This window comes from Lysobacter sp. Soil_N_51 (assembly GCF_057655755.1).
Window position 1 is genome coordinate 70,440 of record NZ_JBDGLR010000004.1, and the last position, 15,511, is coordinate 85,950.

General features: G+C 66.9%; 9 protein-coding genes. 5 read left to right on the forward strand and 4 right to left on the reverse strand.

All coding sequences use genetic code 11. The features are described from left to right. Window positions 1–999 precede the first annotated feature (999 nt). From AC3A4T_RS08135 to AC3A4T_RS08150, 4 genes are all read right to left on the reverse strand, one after another. Window positions 1,000–2,013 (reverse strand): LacI family DNA-binding transcriptional regulator, encoded by a 1,014-nt coding sequence (locus AC3A4T_RS08135; protein WP_487674919.1) that lies wholly within the window; start codon window positions 2,011–2,013, stop codon window positions 1,000–1,002. 174 nt (window positions 2,014–2,187) lie between these two features. Further along, complete coding sequence (locus tag AC3A4T_RS08140) at window positions 2,188–3,756, reverse strand: serine hydrolase (RefSeq protein WP_487674920.1); 1,569 nt, start codon at window positions 3,754–3,756, stop codon at window positions 2,188–2,190. A 121-nt stretch (window positions 3,757–3,877) separates the two neighbouring features. After that, window positions 3,878–5,425 carry a M56 family metallopeptidase gene (locus AC3A4T_RS08145; protein WP_487674921.1) on the reverse strand — a complete coding sequence of 516 codons (1,548 nt, stop codon included), beginning with the start codon at window positions 5,423–5,425 and terminating at the stop codon, window positions 3,878–3,880. Continuing rightward, complete coding sequence (locus tag AC3A4T_RS08150; protein ID WP_487674922.1) at window positions 5,425–5,817, reverse strand: BlaI/MecI/CopY family transcriptional regulator; 393 nt, start codon at window positions 5,815–5,817, stop codon at window positions 5,425–5,427. The genes AC3A4T_RS08145 and AC3A4T_RS08150 overlap by 1 nt, the downstream gene beginning before the upstream one ends. A gap of 326 nt (window positions 5,818–6,143) precedes the next feature. Here AC3A4T_RS08150 and smc point away from each other — a divergent pair, with 326 nt between their 5' ends. From smc to AC3A4T_RS08175, 5 genes are all read left to right on the forward strand, one after another. Continuing rightward, window positions 6,144–9,647 carry a chromosome segregation protein SMC gene (smc, locus tag AC3A4T_RS08155; protein WP_487674923.1) on the forward strand — a complete coding sequence of 1,168 codons (3,504 nt, stop codon included), beginning with the start codon at window positions 6,144–6,146 and terminating at the stop codon, window positions 9,645–9,647. Window positions 9,648–9,901: 254 nt separating this feature from the next. Further along, a complete protein-coding gene (gene zipA / locus AC3A4T_RS08160; protein ID WP_487674924.1) occupies window positions 9,902–10,672 on the forward strand; it encodes a cell division protein ZipA in 771 nt (256 codons plus the stop codon). Window positions 10,673–11,262: 590 nt separating this feature from the next. Further along, window positions 11,263–13,626: an NAD-dependent DNA ligase LigA gene (gene ligA / locus AC3A4T_RS08165; protein WP_487674925.1), complete on the forward strand. Its 2,364-nt coding sequence runs from the start codon at window positions 11,263–11,265 to the stop codon at window positions 13,624–13,626. Beyond that, a complete protein-coding gene (gene epmA / locus AC3A4T_RS08170) occupies window positions 13,623–14,621 on the forward strand; it encodes an EF-P lysine aminoacylase EpmA (RefSeq protein ID WP_487674926.1) in 999 nt (332 codons plus the stop codon). Before ligA ends, epmA begins: the two co-directional genes overlap by 4 nt. Before the next feature lie 104 nt (window positions 14,622–14,725). Beyond that, entirely contained in the window at window positions 14,726–15,454 is a 729-nt protein-coding gene (locus AC3A4T_RS08175; RefSeq protein ID WP_487674927.1) for a DUF3011 domain-containing protein, read from the forward strand. Window positions 15,455–15,511: the final 57 nt, after the last annotated feature.

The following is a 15,511-nucleotide window of genomic DNA, read 5'->3' on the forward strand; positions in this document are numbered from 1 at the left end:
GGAGGTCGCGGTTGATCCACGATTTATCGCGTCGGATCAGATGGTTAAGAATTGTTGCGATGCGCAAAAATCGTGGCGTGTGCCGTCGTATGGCATCGGCTTCGTCGCTGCGTTGCAGCATGACGGAGTGCCGATTTCGCGCGGGGTGAAGTGGGGAGGTCTGTCGGCGATAAGCGGTTGCGACGTTGATGCGGGTTCGCGGTCGCGGCTTGCGCCGCTCCTACAGGGAGGCCATGCGGCTTTCGCTCGAAGCCGCGCAGTTCATCCAGCGCTGCGAAGCCACTGACTCGCGAGAACAAAAGCACACCCGTAGGGCGGCGCACATGGATGTGCGCCGTGCGCCACCGAGACAGGATGTCTCGTGTGGCGCATGCCCGCGTTTGCAACGATCTTGCGGGCCTTTGACCCACAAAAAAGCGTTTTTCTTTGGTTAGCTTTCTTTTGTCGCTTTTGACAAAAGAAAGTAACTCGGCCGCTTGCGGACGAAAGCTGTTGATCTTGGCTCTGGCTTCAAAGGCTCTTAAAAGCTTCGAAGCTTTCAAAGCTGAAGCCAGATCAAAAGCTTCCGCCACTAAAGCGGCGGGTCACTTTCTTTTGTCTAAAGCAACAAAAGTCTGTCTGGATTCCCTTCGGTCAAAAGGTAACCAAAGAAAAAGGCTTTTTTGTGGATCAAAAGCCCGCGCGTGCGGTGCTGACGCAGGCATGCGCCACACGGGACATCCATGTCCCGGTGACGCACGGCGTGCATCCTGCACGCCGCCCTTCGGGTGAGCTGTTGCTAACGCGAGTTAGTGGCTTTGCAGCGCTGGGTGAACTGCGCGGCCTCAGACTCGAGCTAAAGCAGAGCAGAGGTTGATGCCACGCCATCTACCTGCAGGAGCGGCGTCCTACCGGATTTCCTTCGGTCACAAGCCGCGACCGCGAATCCGCATCAACGTCGCAACCGTCTACTTCCGATAAACCACTGGCGCGTCGCCAAACCCCACAACCGACGTCGCCTCAGGTAACCCGCGCCACCAAATGCGTAGGCAGAATCTCCGACTGCGCCGGCTCCCCCTCGATCAGCGCCAGAATCTTGCGCGCCAACGACACCCCCGCATCGACGAAGTTCTGATGGATCGACGTCAACGGCGGCAGATACGTCGCGCCCAGCGGCGTGTCGTCGTAGCCGATCACCGACACGTCGTCGGGCACGCGCCGGCCGCGTTCGATCAAGGCGCGGATCGCGCCGATCGCCAGCAGGTCGCTGGCCGCGAACAATGCGTCGAACTGCGGGTGCTGATCGAGCAGGGCGTGTACCGCCTGCGCGCCCGCGCTGACCGTGAAATTGGCCACGGTCGGGGTCAACGGCTCGATTCCGTGCGCGGCCAGCGTGCGCTGGAAACCTTCCAGGCGCTCGGCGAATTCGCCGTGCGCGCTGTCGCCCAGGAACACCGGCCGACGCCGGCCCAGGGCCAGGAAACGTTCGGCGGCCAGGCGGCCGCCGAGATGATTGTCGCTGCCGACCACGATCTGCGACTCGTGCCGGCTGACCGCGCCCCACACCACCATCGGTCGGCCCCAGCGGCGCACCTCGTGCATGGCGTCTTCGTGCGCGCCCTGGCCCAGCAGGATCACCCCATCGGCGGCCTGCACGCTGGGCAGCGCGCCGCCCTGCAGCGAGGTCAGCAGCACGCTGTAGCCGGCCGAGGTCAGCTCCTGGCTGATGCCGCCGAGCAGATCGAGGGGGTAGGGGCCGGACATCTGCCGTTCGATCGTGGGTTTCATTTCCACCACCACCGCCACGGTCATGCTGCGGCGCAGGCGCAGGTTGCGCGCGCTGATGTTGAACTGATACCCCTCGCGCTCGGCCAGTTCCTTGATCTTCGCCCGGGTTTCCGGATTGACCAGCGGGCTGTCGCGCAGGGCGCGCGAGACGGTGATCGCCGAAACCCCGGCCAGTTCGGCCAGGTCGGCCATGGTCAGGTGTTCGCCGGCCTTGCGGGCCGGATTGGATGCGCGCGGTCGGCTCATACGGGGTTGATCGTTCCAGGATCGCGATCGAAGGCGGGTCGTGCCTATGTACCACGTCGCGCGTCGCGGCTGCGAAAGCGGGCGTACCGCGGGCACGAAACACGCACGCGGTCGCTCAATGCACTTGCCGCGCGCGGCGATGGTCGCATGCGCGCCGCGGCGCGGCGTCGGCGCTCAAGGCTTCGGGCGATTGCGATCGGGCGAGGCGCCGGCGCCCGCCGCTGGCGCGACTTGCCGGCGGTAGTAAGCGCGCGAGTTGCCGGCCATGACGCTGACCGCATGCACCACGCCGCGTGCATTGCGATGGAACTCCAACTCGGCGCCGACGGCCGAGGCGAAGAACCGGGTCGGGCTCAGCGGCAGCAACGGCGAGGCCGACGGGCCGTCGGCTACGTCCATGGTGATGGCGCCGTTGGCCACCTTGATCGTGATCGCGTCGACGTCGAACCAGTCGGCGAGCGCGCTGCGGATATCCATGGGGATCGCCGGATCGAGGCGATAGCTGCCGGCGTAATCGGCGTAGAGGGGCGCGCTCAGGTCCAGCGCGATGGTGCGGATCGGCGGCTTCATGCCGTCGCCCAGGGCATCGGAGATCGCGTTGCGGATCTCGCCGCGGATGCGCCCGCCGTTCTCGCCGTTGGTGAGGATGGCGAAGCCGTAGCCGGTTTCCGGATAGCCTTCGATCGCGGCGTGGTAGCTGTCGTTGTCGCCGTTGTGGAAGAACCGGCGCGCCTTGCCGCTGCCGTTGAGTTCCGGTCCCAGGCCGCGCACGCTGGGCGAGACCTCGCTCATCATCTGGGTCGCGATGGCCTGCGGCAGCAAGCCGCCCTGGCCGCGATAGCTGCGGATCAGCGCGCCGACGAACGCGCCCAGATCGTTCGCGCTGGTCCACAGGCCCGAGGCGGCCTGCTCCGGGAAGGACTGCCAGCCGCGCGGCAGGGCGGTGAGCGCGCCGTTGCCGTCGTGGGCCTTGGCGATGTTGCCGCGCGCGGGCGACAGCGGGTTTTCGTAGGTGCTGCGGCGCATGCCCGCGGGTTCGAACACCTGCGTCCGCGCGACCGCGTCCAGCGGTTGGCCGGTCAGGTCTTCGATGATCTGCTGCTCGACCATGATGCCGCCGCCGGAGTAATCGCTGCGCGTTCCCGGCTCGTACTGCAGGCGCACCGGATCGTTCTTGGCCGGAGGGGTTCCGTTCAAGGTCTGCAGCAGGGTGGGCAGGGTTTCCTGAGGCAGATAATCCTGGAACCCATGCACGCCCAGGCCCGAGGTGTGCGACAGCAGCATGCGCATCGTCACCGTCGGGTTCTTGATCGCGGGCGCGGCCGGAATGCGCCAGGATTTCAGATAGCCGTTGACGTCGCGGTCGAGATCGATGCGTCCCTGCGCGACCAGTTGCAGCGTGGTCGCCGCGGCGATCATCTTGCTGACCGAGCCGACCGAGAACAGCGTGTCGGCGTCGACCGTGTCGTGGGTGCCGGCTTCGCGCACGCCGTAGCCGGCGGCGTAGAGCAGCTTGCCGTCCTTGACGATGGCGATGGCGACGCCGGGGATCTTGTGATGCGCCATGCGCTCCTGCAGGGTCCAGGTCGGCATGCTCTGGCCGGCCTTGACGATGCTGGGGCGCAGGCCGCGTTCGATCGCGGCTTTCAACTGGGCCGCGTCGCGATCGGCCGGTGTTTGCGCGTGGGCGGCGGCGCCGAGCGAAGCGATCGCCAGCGTGCAGGCGAGCATCATGGATTTCATCGTGGTCATACCCTGTGGCGGTCGTGTGGGTGGGCGGGAATGCGGACAAAGCGGGGCCGTGCGCGAACGGTCATGGCCCGCGCCGGAAAGGTTCGAACGGATGCAGCGGAAAACGAGTCGGTCAGGGCTGTCCTGCGACCGCTCCGCGACCGATCAGATAAGCGCGCACGGCCGGATCGCGGGCCTGATTGAGCGGTGAGCGCCAGCGTCCCAGCCAGCCATCGGCGACCATGCCCAGATTGACGTCGGCGCCGCGCGCGACCAGGTACTGGACCGTCGCCAGATGCCCGGCACGGGCGGCATTGATCAACGGCGTTTCGTCGTAGGTCACCACCCGGTTGACGTCGGCGCCGGCACGCACCAGCCGTTCGACGATCGGCTGCGCGCCGAGCCGCGATGCGACGATCAAGGGATTGCCTTCGCCGAGCGCGGCGCGGTTCGGATCGGCGCCCAAGGCCAGCAAGGTGTCGACGGTGCTCAGGTTGCGCGCGCTCACGGCCTGGATCAGCGCGGTGCCATCGCCGAGCACGCGCGCGTCGATGTCGACGCCGCTGCCGGCGAGTTTGCGCACCGTGGCGGTATCGCCGGCCTTCGCCGCCGCCAGCAGGGCGACGACTTGAGTGTCGGGTTCGGCGACATGGCGGCCGCTCATCTCCAGACGCGGCGTGTTCGCCAGCGACACGCCTGCGAACACGAGCAGCACGGCGACGCACACGGCCACCGCCGCGTGCCGGCGCCGCGGTTCATCGCCGGGGCCGGGCTCGATCAGTCCGTCGATGCGTTGAGCCAGATGGCTGCGGCGTTCGAGCATGCCGACCGCCAGCCAGGCCGGCCGTTCGCCCAGGTCCAGGAGTGTCTCGGCGCTGCTGAGCAGGGAGCCGGCGTAATCCACGCGCGCACCGCAACCGCGGGCGGCGCGGGCATCGCAGGCCATCTCGCGCGCCAGGTCCAGGCGCGCATGGATCAGGCGCAGGAATGGACTCCACCAGAACACCGCCAGCACGGCGCGGACCGCGGCGGTTAGCCACAGGTCGCCGCGGCGGATATGCGCGATCTCGTGGCGCAGGATGTCGCGCAGCGCATCGGTGTCCAGCGTGTTCGCCAATGCGCGCGGAATCAGGATGATGGGATGCAGCAGGCCGACCACCATCGGGCCGTCGATGGCGGTGGTCACGATCCGCGCACGGCGCGGCAGCTCCCGCGCGAGCAACGTCTCCAGCGCCGGCGCCGGATGCGCCGAACGCCGCAGCCGGCGCGCCTGGCGTGCGCCTTCGACCAAACGCATCAGCTGCCACAGCGCGCCGAGCGCCCAGGCCAGCGCCAGCACGGTCGAAAACGATTGCGGTATTTCCAGATACAGCACGTCGGCGCGTTGCCCGGCCTCGTAGACCGCCTCGTCGGGCGTCGGGCCTTCGTCCGGTAGCGGCGCCAATTGCTCGGCAGGCGCCGCGAACGCGGGCGAGGGCGGGCCCGGCAGCAGCGCCGCCAACGGCGATAGCGTCGCCAGCGTGAACACCGCCAGCAGCAGCCACGAACGCAATTCGGCGTCGAGCGTCCGCATCCGCATGAACACCAGGGCCAACGCGAACAACAGCGCGCTTTGCAACAGATGCTGGGCCGCGAACGCCGGCGCGGCGTCGATCAGGCTTTCGATCACGTGGCTTTCCATCAAGTGTTCCCCCGGGCCTTGGCGGCGCTGACCTTGTCGCGAAGGGTCTTTAGTTCGGCGCGGTCTACGTCGTGCCGGTCGAGCAGATGCTGTGCCAGCAGGTTCGGCGAACCGTCGAAGAATTGCAGCAGCAAGTGATCCAGGGCTTGCGTGCGGGCCTGCTCGCGGCTGATCGCGGCGCGGTAGATGAAGGCGCGGCCTTCCTGGCGATGGGTCACGAAGCCTTTCTTGGCCAGGACGTTGAACATCGTCAGCACCGTCGTATAGGCCGTCGGCTTGTGCCGGGACAGTTCGTCGGCGACCTCGCGCACCGAGGCCTCGTCCTTGTCCCACAGCACCTCCAGGATCGCTTGCTCGGACTGGGTCAGCGTGGGCGAGGCGGGTCGGGCCATGAGTATCTACTGGTTTATTAGTTGGCTGATGGGAGCATGGCCCGGATCGGTCTGTCAACTATCGAATTAGTAGTGATCCCGTCGCCGTTGCATGGCAGTGAACAGCCGGCCGGCGATCCCTGGGCGCCGGCACAGATCGCGCGCCGCCCGGGCCCGCCATGGCGCAGCGACGGCGAGCTCGGCGCCAGCCCGCTATACTCCCGGGTAAGCGCGGCCAAGAACCGCGCCCGGCCCAGCCGATTCAATCACTTGGCCGCATTACTTGATAACCTGCATAACAACCTACTCACGGCCGCGTCCGCCGCACCCAGAGGCCCCAACGCCGCATGCGTCTGTCCACGATCAAGCTGTCCGGTTTCAAGTCCTTCGTCGATCCGACCACGCTGCACCTGCCCACCAATATGACCGGCGTGGTCGGTCCGAATGGCTGCGGCAAGTCGAACATCATCGACGCGGTGCGCTGGGTGATGGGCGAGAGCTCGGCCAGCCGCCTGCGCGGCGACTCGCTCACCGACGTGATCTTCGCCGGTTCCTCGGCGCGCAAGCCGGTGTCGCAGGCGATGGTCGAACTGATCTTCGACAACTCCGATCACACCATCACCGGCGAATTCGCCGCGTTCAACGAAATCTCGGTCAAGCGCACGGTCAGCCGCGACGGCACCAGCCAGTACTACCTCAACGGCGGCAAATGCCGGCGTCGCGACATCACTGATCTGTTCCTCGGCACCGGCCTGGGGCCGCGCAGCTACTCGATCATCGAGCAGGGCATGATCAGCCAGATCATCGAGGCCAAGCCCGAGGATCTGCGCGTGTATCTGGAAGAAGCCGCCGGCATTTCCAAGTACAAGGAACGGCGCAAGGAAACCGAAACCCGCATCCGCCACACCCGCGAAAATCTCGATCGCCTCAACGATCTGCGCGAGGAAGTCGGCAAGCAACTCGAACACCTGCGCCGGCAGGCGCGCCAGGCCGAGCAGTACCAGGCGATCCAGGCCGAACGCAAGATCAAGGACGTGGAATGGAAGGCGCTGGAGTACCGCGCCCTCGACCAGAAACTGCAGGTCCAGCGCGAGAAGCTGTCGCAGCAGGAAACCCGTCTGCAGCAGTTGATCGCCGAACAGCGCGAAGCCGAGCGCGAACTGGAGACCGGCCGGGTCAGTCGCGAGGAAGCCGCGGCGAAGCTCAACAAGGCCCAGGCCGCCAGCTACGAAGTCGGCGGCGCCTTGGCGCGGATCGAACAGCAGATCCAGCACCAGCGCGAGATGTCGAGCCGCCTGCTCAAGGCGCGCGACGAAGCGATGAACCAATTGGCCGAGATCGGCGAGCACATCGGCAGCGATCAAGCGCGCCTGGACGTGCTGCTGGCCGCGGTGGCCGACGCCGAGCCGCGCATCGAGGCGATGCGCGAGGACGACGAAGCGCGCCAGGACGCGCTGCGCGACGCCGAAAACCGACTCAGCGACTGGCAGCAGCGCTGGGACGCGCACAGCCGCGAACAATCCGAAGCCGCGCGCGCGGCCGAGGTCGAACGCACCCGCATCGAAGGCCTGGACCGGCAGACGCTCGATGCCGACCGCCGCCGCGAATCGCTCGCCAGCGAACGCGCCGGTCTGGACCTGGGCGCGCTGTCGGAGGCCTTCGAACAATTGCAGGGCCAGCACGACCTGCAGAAAGAATCGCTGGAAAGCCTGACCGACGAACTGGAAATCCGTAAGACCGCGGTCTCGGACCTGCAGGAACAGCAGCGCGCGACCCAGAACCAGCTCGCCGAGGTGCGCAAGCAGGCGCAGACCTCGCGCGGCCGTCTGTCGTCGCTGGAAACCTTGCAGCACGCCGCACTCGGACAGGAACAGGGCGCCGCGCTGACGTGGCTCAAGGCGCGCGGCCTGGACTCGGCGCAGCGCGTCGGCGAAACCCTGAGCGTCGAACCGGGCTGGGAAAACGCGGTCGAAAGCGCGCTGGGCCAGTTGATCGAAGGCGTGCTGGTCGAATCGCCCGAGACTCTGGTCGATGCGATCGGCGAACTCGGCGAGGGCCGCCTGACCCTGGTCTCGCCCGAGCGCGACGACAGCGTGTACCCGCCGACCTCGCTGGCATCCAAGGTGCAGGGCCCGGCCGCGATCCGCCGCCTGCTCGCGCGCCTGCACGGCGCCGACGATCTGGCCGCGGCGCGCGCGCTGCAGCCGTCGCTGGGCGCGGAAGAAACCATCATCACCCGCAACGGCGAGCGCCTCGGCGCCGGCTGGGTGCGGGTGCTGCGCTCCGGCGCGGCCAAGCAGGGCGCGCTGCTGCGCGAGCGCGAGATCCAGACCCTGCGGGTCGAGATCGAGGAACTGCTGACCCGCGAGCGCGAACTCGAACAGACCCAGATCCAGTTGCGCGACCGCTCGCTGGCCGGCGAACAGCAGCGCGAAGACGCCCAGCGCGCCTTGTACATGGCCCATCGCAGCGTGTCCGAACTGGCCGGCCAGTTGCAAAGCCACCAGGGCCGCCTGGATTCGGCGCGCAACCGGATCGAGAAGATCGACGCCGACCTGGAGCAGTTGCTGATCGGCCTGGACGCCGGCCGCGAGCAGGCGCGCGAGGCGCGCATGCGTCAGGAAGCCGCGGTCGAGCGCATGGGCGAACTGGAAGACTCGCGCTTGCAGCTCGAATCCGAGCGCCGTTCGCTGTCGGAAGCGCGCGACGCCGCGCGCAACGCCGCGCGCGAATCGCGCGACGCCGCGCACGCCTTGACCCTGACTCTGGAAACCCAGCGCGCCCAGATCGCCGGCCTCAGCCAGACCCTCGAGCGCATGGGCGGCCAGCGCGGCCAGCTCGATTCGCGTTTGAGCGAGTTGTCGGCCCAGCTCAGCGATGGCGACGAACCAGTGGTCGCGCTGGAAGAACAACGTCAGGTCGCGCTGGAACAGCGCGTGCTCGCCGAGCAGGACCTGACCGCCGCGCGCAGCGCGCTCGACGGCATCGACAACGACCTGCGCAAATTCGAACAGACCCGCCAGCAGCGCGACGAACAGGCGCTGCAGCAGCGCGAAGCGATCGGCCAGCGCCGCCTGGAGCAACAGGCGCTGGTGCTCAAGGCCGAGACCCTGACCGAGGCCATCGCCGAAGCCGGTGCGGTGCTGCAGGACGTGGTCAATACGCTCGACGAAAACGCCGAACCGCAGACCTGGGAACGCAGCGTCATCGAGCTCGACAACAAGCTGCGTCGGCTCGAGCCGGTCAACCTGGCCGCGATCGCCGAGCATGCCGAGGCCGCGCAGCGCAAGGACTACCTCGACGCGCAGTTCCTCGACCTCAACACCGCTCTGGAAACCCTGGAAGAGGCGATCCGCAAGATCGACCGCGAAACCCGCGGCCGCTTCAAGGACACCTTCGACCGGGTCAATTCCGGTGTGCAGGAGCTGTATCCGCGCCTGTTCGGCGGCGGCCACGCTTATCTGGAACTCACCGGCGAAGACCTGCTCGACACCGGCGTGGCGATCATGGCCCGGCCGCCCGGCAAGCGCGTGTCGAACATCTCGCTGCTGTCCGGCGGCGAGAAGGCGATGACCGCGGTGGCGCTGGTGTTCGCGATCTTCCGTCTGAACCCGGCGCCGTTCTGCCTGCTCGACGAGGTCGACGCGCCACTCGACGAAGCCAACGTCGGCCGTTTCACCGCGATGGTCAGCGAGATGAGCGAGCAGGTACAGTTCCTGTTCGTGAGCCACAACAAGGCGACGATGGAAGCCGCGCAGCAACTGTCGGGCGTGACCATGCGCGAACCCGGTGTCAGCCGGCTGGTGTCGGTCGATCTGGCCGAAGCGACGCGGTTGGCTGGTGCGGCTTGAGGCCGCACCCGGGATTGGTGATTCGGGATTCGGGATTGGCAAACGCCAAGGCGTAACGAGTCTTTAGCAAATTTTTTCTGAGTTGGTGCAACGTAAGCAATCGAACGTCGGTGCGTCCGCCGTTGTTACGAATGCCCATCTCTCCATAGTTTTCTGGAATCGGTAGCGGGCAGGGAATCAATGGTCGGCGTCGCCGCCATGACGAATCCCGAATCCCCAATCCCGAATCCCCGCAACAAGATAAGGAGCAACGAATGTCCGACGTGACCTTGATGAGGATCGGCATCCTGATCGCCGGCCTGATCCTGATCGGCGCGATCGTATTCTTCGGCCGCCCGCGCAAGCCGGGGCAGGGCAAGCGCGTCGCGCGCGAAGACGCCGCGCGCAGCGCCGAGCCGCGCAAGAGCGGGCCGCGCCAGGAACCGACCCTGGGCGAGCAGATCCAGAACGAACTCGACCAGACCGGCGCGCCTGGCGAAGCGACCACTCAGGCCGAACTGGAACTGTTCGACAAGACCCTGGAAGGCAACGCCAACGCGGCCAACAGCGAACTGGGCCGTCGGGTCAGCGAGGAGTTCGACAAGATCGTCACCCTGTACCTGGCCGCGCGCGCCGGGCAGAAGCTGCACGGGCCGGACATCGTGGTCGCGGCGGAAAAGGCCGGCCTGGTCTACGGCCACATGGGCGTATACCACCGCCTGGTCGAAGGCCATCCCGAACGCGGCCCGGTGTTCAGCGTGGCCAACATCATGAAGCCCGGCAGTTTCGACATGGCCGCGATCCAGTCGCTGGAAACGCCCGCGATCGCGTTCTTCCTGACCCTGCCCGCGCCGGTCGCGGCGCTCGACGCCTGGGAAACCATGCTGCCGACCGCCCAGCGCATGGCTGAACTGCTCGACGCGGTGGTGCTGGACGACCAGCGCAACGCGCTCGGCCGCCAGCGCATCGCCCACCTGCGCGACGAACTGCGCGCCTACGACCGTCAGCGCGAAGCGCCGCCGTTGAGCAAGCCGACGCGTTGGTGAGCGCGACGCGAGCCGCGTGCCCATACGCGCTTCAATCAACGCCACAGGCCGTGCCTGAAGCCAACCGCCTCTAGCGTCCCCCTTTTGAAGAAGGGGGTAGGCGGATTTGCTCTCAATCACAGGCGCTGCGTTAGCTCCAGCTAAAAGCAAATCCCCCGCGCGCCGAATTGCGCTAAGACCTCAGGCGACGCAACGCGCAGCCCCTTTTTTCAAAGTGGGCACGATTGTCTGCCTGAAGTGATCGCCCCATCCAGGTTTCTTCCCCCCTTTGCAAAAGGGGGGGTAGGGGGATTTGCTTTTGCTCTCAAGCGCCGCGCTATCCGCAGCTAGAAAGCGAATCCCCTGCGCGCCGCTCTATGTTCAGACCTCAAGCGCCGCAACGCGCCGCCCCCTTTTCCAAAGTGGGCTTGGCTCCCTGCCAGCGATAGCGATCACACCGGCAAGTGCAACCAGGCCGAGGCATTCGTATCCCCGCGGTAACCGTCCGGCGTCCAGTCGCACCCAGCGACACGCCCGGCATCCACAATCACGGCCAATCCGTTCAAAATGCATCCGCTCCGCACGAACGGCAGCGCAAGGACAAACCGCCCGTGACGACCCAATCCAAGCAAGATGCCGCCCACGCGGCCCAACGCGCCGCCGAACTGCGCAGCCAGCTCGACGACGCGAACTACCGCTACTACGTCCTCGACGACCCGACCCTGACCGACGCCGATTACGACCGGCTGCTGCGCGAGCTCGAAGCGCTGGAAGCCGCGCATCCCGAACTCGCCAGCGCCGATTCGCCGACCCAGCGCGTGGGCAACACCCCGTCGGGCACCTTCGCCCAAGTCACCCACGTCGTGCCGATGCTGTCGCTGGGCAATGCCTTCAGCGACGAGGAAGTGACCGACTTCGTGCGCAAGATCGTCGAGCGCCTGGACACCGCCAACCCCGAGTTTTCGGTTGAACCCAAGCTCGACGGCCTGGCGATCAGCCTGCGCTACGAGAACGGCCGTTTCGTCCAGGGCGCGACCCGCGGCGACGGCGCCACCGGCGAGGACGTCACCCTCAACCTGCGCACGGTCAAGGCGATTCCGATGACCTTGCGCGGCAAGGACTGGCCGCCTGTGCTGGAAGTGCGCGGCGAGGTTTATATGCCGCTGGCGGCGTTCAAGACCTATAACGAAAAAGCGCTCAAGGACGGCGGCAAGGTGCTGGCGAACCCACGCAACGGCGCGGCCGGTTCGCTGCGCCAGCTCGACCCGCGCATCACCGCGCAACGGCCGCTGGCGTTCTATGCCTACGCGGTCGGCGTGGTCGAGGACTACAGCTTGCCGGCGAGCCACTCGCAGACCTTGAAGAAATTGCGCGACTGGGGCTTCCCGGTCAGCGCCGAGAGCGGCGTGGTCGCCGGCGCCGAGGGTTTGCTGGGCTATTACCGGCAGATGGGCGCCAAGCGCGATTCGCTGCCGTTCGATATCGACGGTGTGGTCTACAAGCTCGACGATTACGCCGGCCAGCGCGAAATGGGCTTCGTCTCGCGCGCGCCGCGCTGGGCGATCGCGCACAAGTTCCCGGCGCAGGAACAATCCACCGTGCTGGAAGGCATCGACATCCAGATCGGCCGCACCGGCGCGGCCACGCCGGTCGCGCGGCTCAAGCCGGTGCAGGTCGCCGGCGTGGTGGTGACCAATGCGACCTTGCATAACGCCGACCAGATCGCGCGCCTGGACGTGCGCATCGGCGATACCGTGATCGTGCGCCGCGCCGGCGACGTGATCCCGGAAATCGTGCGGGTCGTGCCCGAGCACCGCAATCCGGATGCGCCGCAGTGGCAGATGCCGACCGCGTGCCCGGTGTGCGGTTCGGAAATCGTGCGCGAGGAAGGCGAGGCGGCGTGGCGCTGCTCGGGCGAACTGAGTTGCCCCGCGCAGCGCAAGGAAGCCATCCGTCACTTCGCATCGCGCCGAGCGATGGACATCGAAGGCCTCGGCGATCGCTACATCGAGGACTTGTCCGACCTGGGCTATCTGCAATCGGTCGCCGACCTGTTCAAGCTCAAGCTCGAGGATCTGCTCGAGATGAAGCGCCGCGCCGACGAGCGCGACGGCACCACGCCCGAGACGGTGAAAGCCGGCAAGGTCGCGACCAAGTGGGCCGACAACCTGATCGAGGCGATCGACCAAAGCCGCAAGACCACGCTCGAACGTTTCCTGTTCGCGCTCGGCATCCAGCACGTCGGCGAAAGCACGGCCAAGGCGTTGGCGATTTGGCTCGGCGATCTGCAGTTGATCCGTGGGCTGCCGTGGCCGGTGTTCAAGCGCCTGCCCGACGTGGGCGGCGAAGTCGCGCGTTCGCTCGGGCATTTCTTTGATCAGCCCGGCAATCAGCAGGTGATCGACGATCTGCTCGAACGCGGCGTGCTGATCGCCGACACCCATGCGCCGTCGGCGAAACTGCGCGAAGGCCTGAACCTGGCGACCTTGCTGGTCGACATGGAAATTCCCAAGGTCACCAAGATCCGCGCCGAGCAACTCGCCACCGCGTTCGCCGATGCCGAAAAACTGCGCGATGCGCCCGAGCACGCCTACATCACCGCCGGATTGCCGGCCGACAGCGCGCAGGCGCTGGCATCGTGGTTGAGCGTTGAGGAGAACGCGCAGTTGTTGACGCGGGTGGGCGACGCGCTCAAGCAGCTCGATGCGTTGACGCCCGCGGCCTCCGCGTCTTCGGTTGGCGTGCTCGACGGCAAGACCGCGGTGCTCACCGGCAGCCTGGCCGCGTTGACCCGCGATGAAGCCAAGGCCCGTCTGGAAGCGCTTGGCGCCAAGGTCGCCGGCAGCGTGTCGAAGAAGACCAGTTTCGTCGTCGCCGGCACCGAAGCCGGGTCCAAGCTCGACAAGGCGCAGGAACTCGGCATCGAGGTCTGGGACGAGGAACAACTGCTGGCGTTCCTGGCTCAGAACGAATGAACCCTTCAGTCTCGCAAGCGCCGGACTGGCATCCGTCGGCGAGCTTCGAAACGCTGCGCCTGCGGGCGCGGCTCAACGCCACGGTTCGGGCTTACTTCGCCGAACGCACGGTGATCGAAGTCGAAACGCCGCTGATGTCAGTGGCCGGCAACACCGATCCGAACATCGCCTCGTTCTCGCTGCAGTTCAGCGGCCGCACCGATGGCGCGCCGCGCACGCGCTGGCTGCGCACCTCGCCGGAATTCCCGCTCAAGCGTCTGCTCGCGGCGGGGTTCGGCGACTGCTACGAACTCGGCCGGGTGTTCCGCGACGGCGAAGCCGGCGGTCGCCACAACCCCGAATTCACCATGCTGGAGTGGTATCGGGTCGGCTGGGATCATCGTCGTCTGATCGAGGAAGCCGCCGATCTGGTGCGCGCCGCGCTGGCCCTGGTCGGGCGCGATGCGCGCCTGCGCACGGTGGCGTATCGCGATCTGTACCGCGATCGGCTGGGGCTCGATCCGTTCGTTGCCGACGAAGCGCAGTTGCGCGCGGCGCTCGGCGAGGTGGTGATCGATCCGCAGGGATTGAACCGCGACGATTGGCTCGATCTGTTGATGACCCACCGGCTGCAGCCGCAGTTTTCCCGCGATGAGTTGCTGGCGATCCATGCCTATCCGGCCTCGCAATGCGCGCTGGCCCGAGTGGGCGAGGACGCCGACGGCGTCGCGGTCGCCGAACGTTTCGAGCTGTACCTGGGGCCGCTGGAATTGGCCAACGGTTATCACGAGCTGGCCGATGCGGCTGAGCAGGGAGAGCGCTTCAACCGCGACCGCGACCTGCGCGGCCAGCGCGGAGCGGTGTGTCCGCCGCGCGACGAGGCCTTGCTTAACGCTTTAGCCCATGGATTTCCCGATTGCGCCGGGGTCGCCTTGGGCATGGATCGGCTGCTGATGGCGATGCTCGACAGCGCGCGTATCGCCGACGTGCTGGCCTTCGATTTCACGCGCGCTTGACCGCGATGAACCACGCGCTTCACAAGATCAGCTCACTGCGCGTTTTTGATTGCAAGTTCATCGATCACGGTTAGAGTGCTCGCATCGGGTGCTGGGGGCCATGCATGCGCAGTGTGAAAGCCGCGATCCATCTGTTTGCGTTCGCCGCCGCGGTCTGCGCGACGGGCGCGCGCGCGGAACCGGCCGGCGAACGGATGTTCGGCGGCGACGTGCTGCGTTGCGCATCGCAGGATGAGCAGACGGTGCGTTGCCCGGCCGATACCCGCGGCGGCGTGCGCCTGGTCCGGCGCACTTCCGGCAAGCCCTGCGTCGAAGGCACCAGCTGGGGCGCCGATCGCGGCGGCGTGTGGGTCTCGCAGGGCTGCTCGGCGGATTTCGTACTCGGACGTGGCGGCAGCGGCAGCGACAGCCGGACCGGCGCGCGCGTGATCAAGTGTGAGTCGGTCGGCGGGCGCTGGAATCACTGCGCCGCCAAGACCGAAGCCGGCGTGGTCCTGGCCCAGCAATTGTCCAAACAACCTTGCCTGCGCAATCAATCCTGGGGCACCGACGGCAACGGCGTGTGGGTCTCCGGCGGTTGCCGTGGCGAGTTCCGCCTGCTGGGCGTCGAGCCGGAGACGCAGGCGAAGGGCAAATTGCTGCTGTGCGAATCGCGCGATCGCAAGGCCCGTCGTTGCGACGGCGAAACCGGCATGGGCGTGCGCATGGTCAAGCAGTTGTCGAACACCGAATGCGTCGAAGGCCGCAGTTGGGGCTACGACGCGCATGGGGTATGGGTCGAGGACGGTTGCCGCGCCGAATTCGAACTCGACTACCGGCGCGGCGGCGGTTGATCGGCGCGCGTCATGGGCCATGCGTCATGCGACCAACGGCGGAGATCGGCCGCGAAA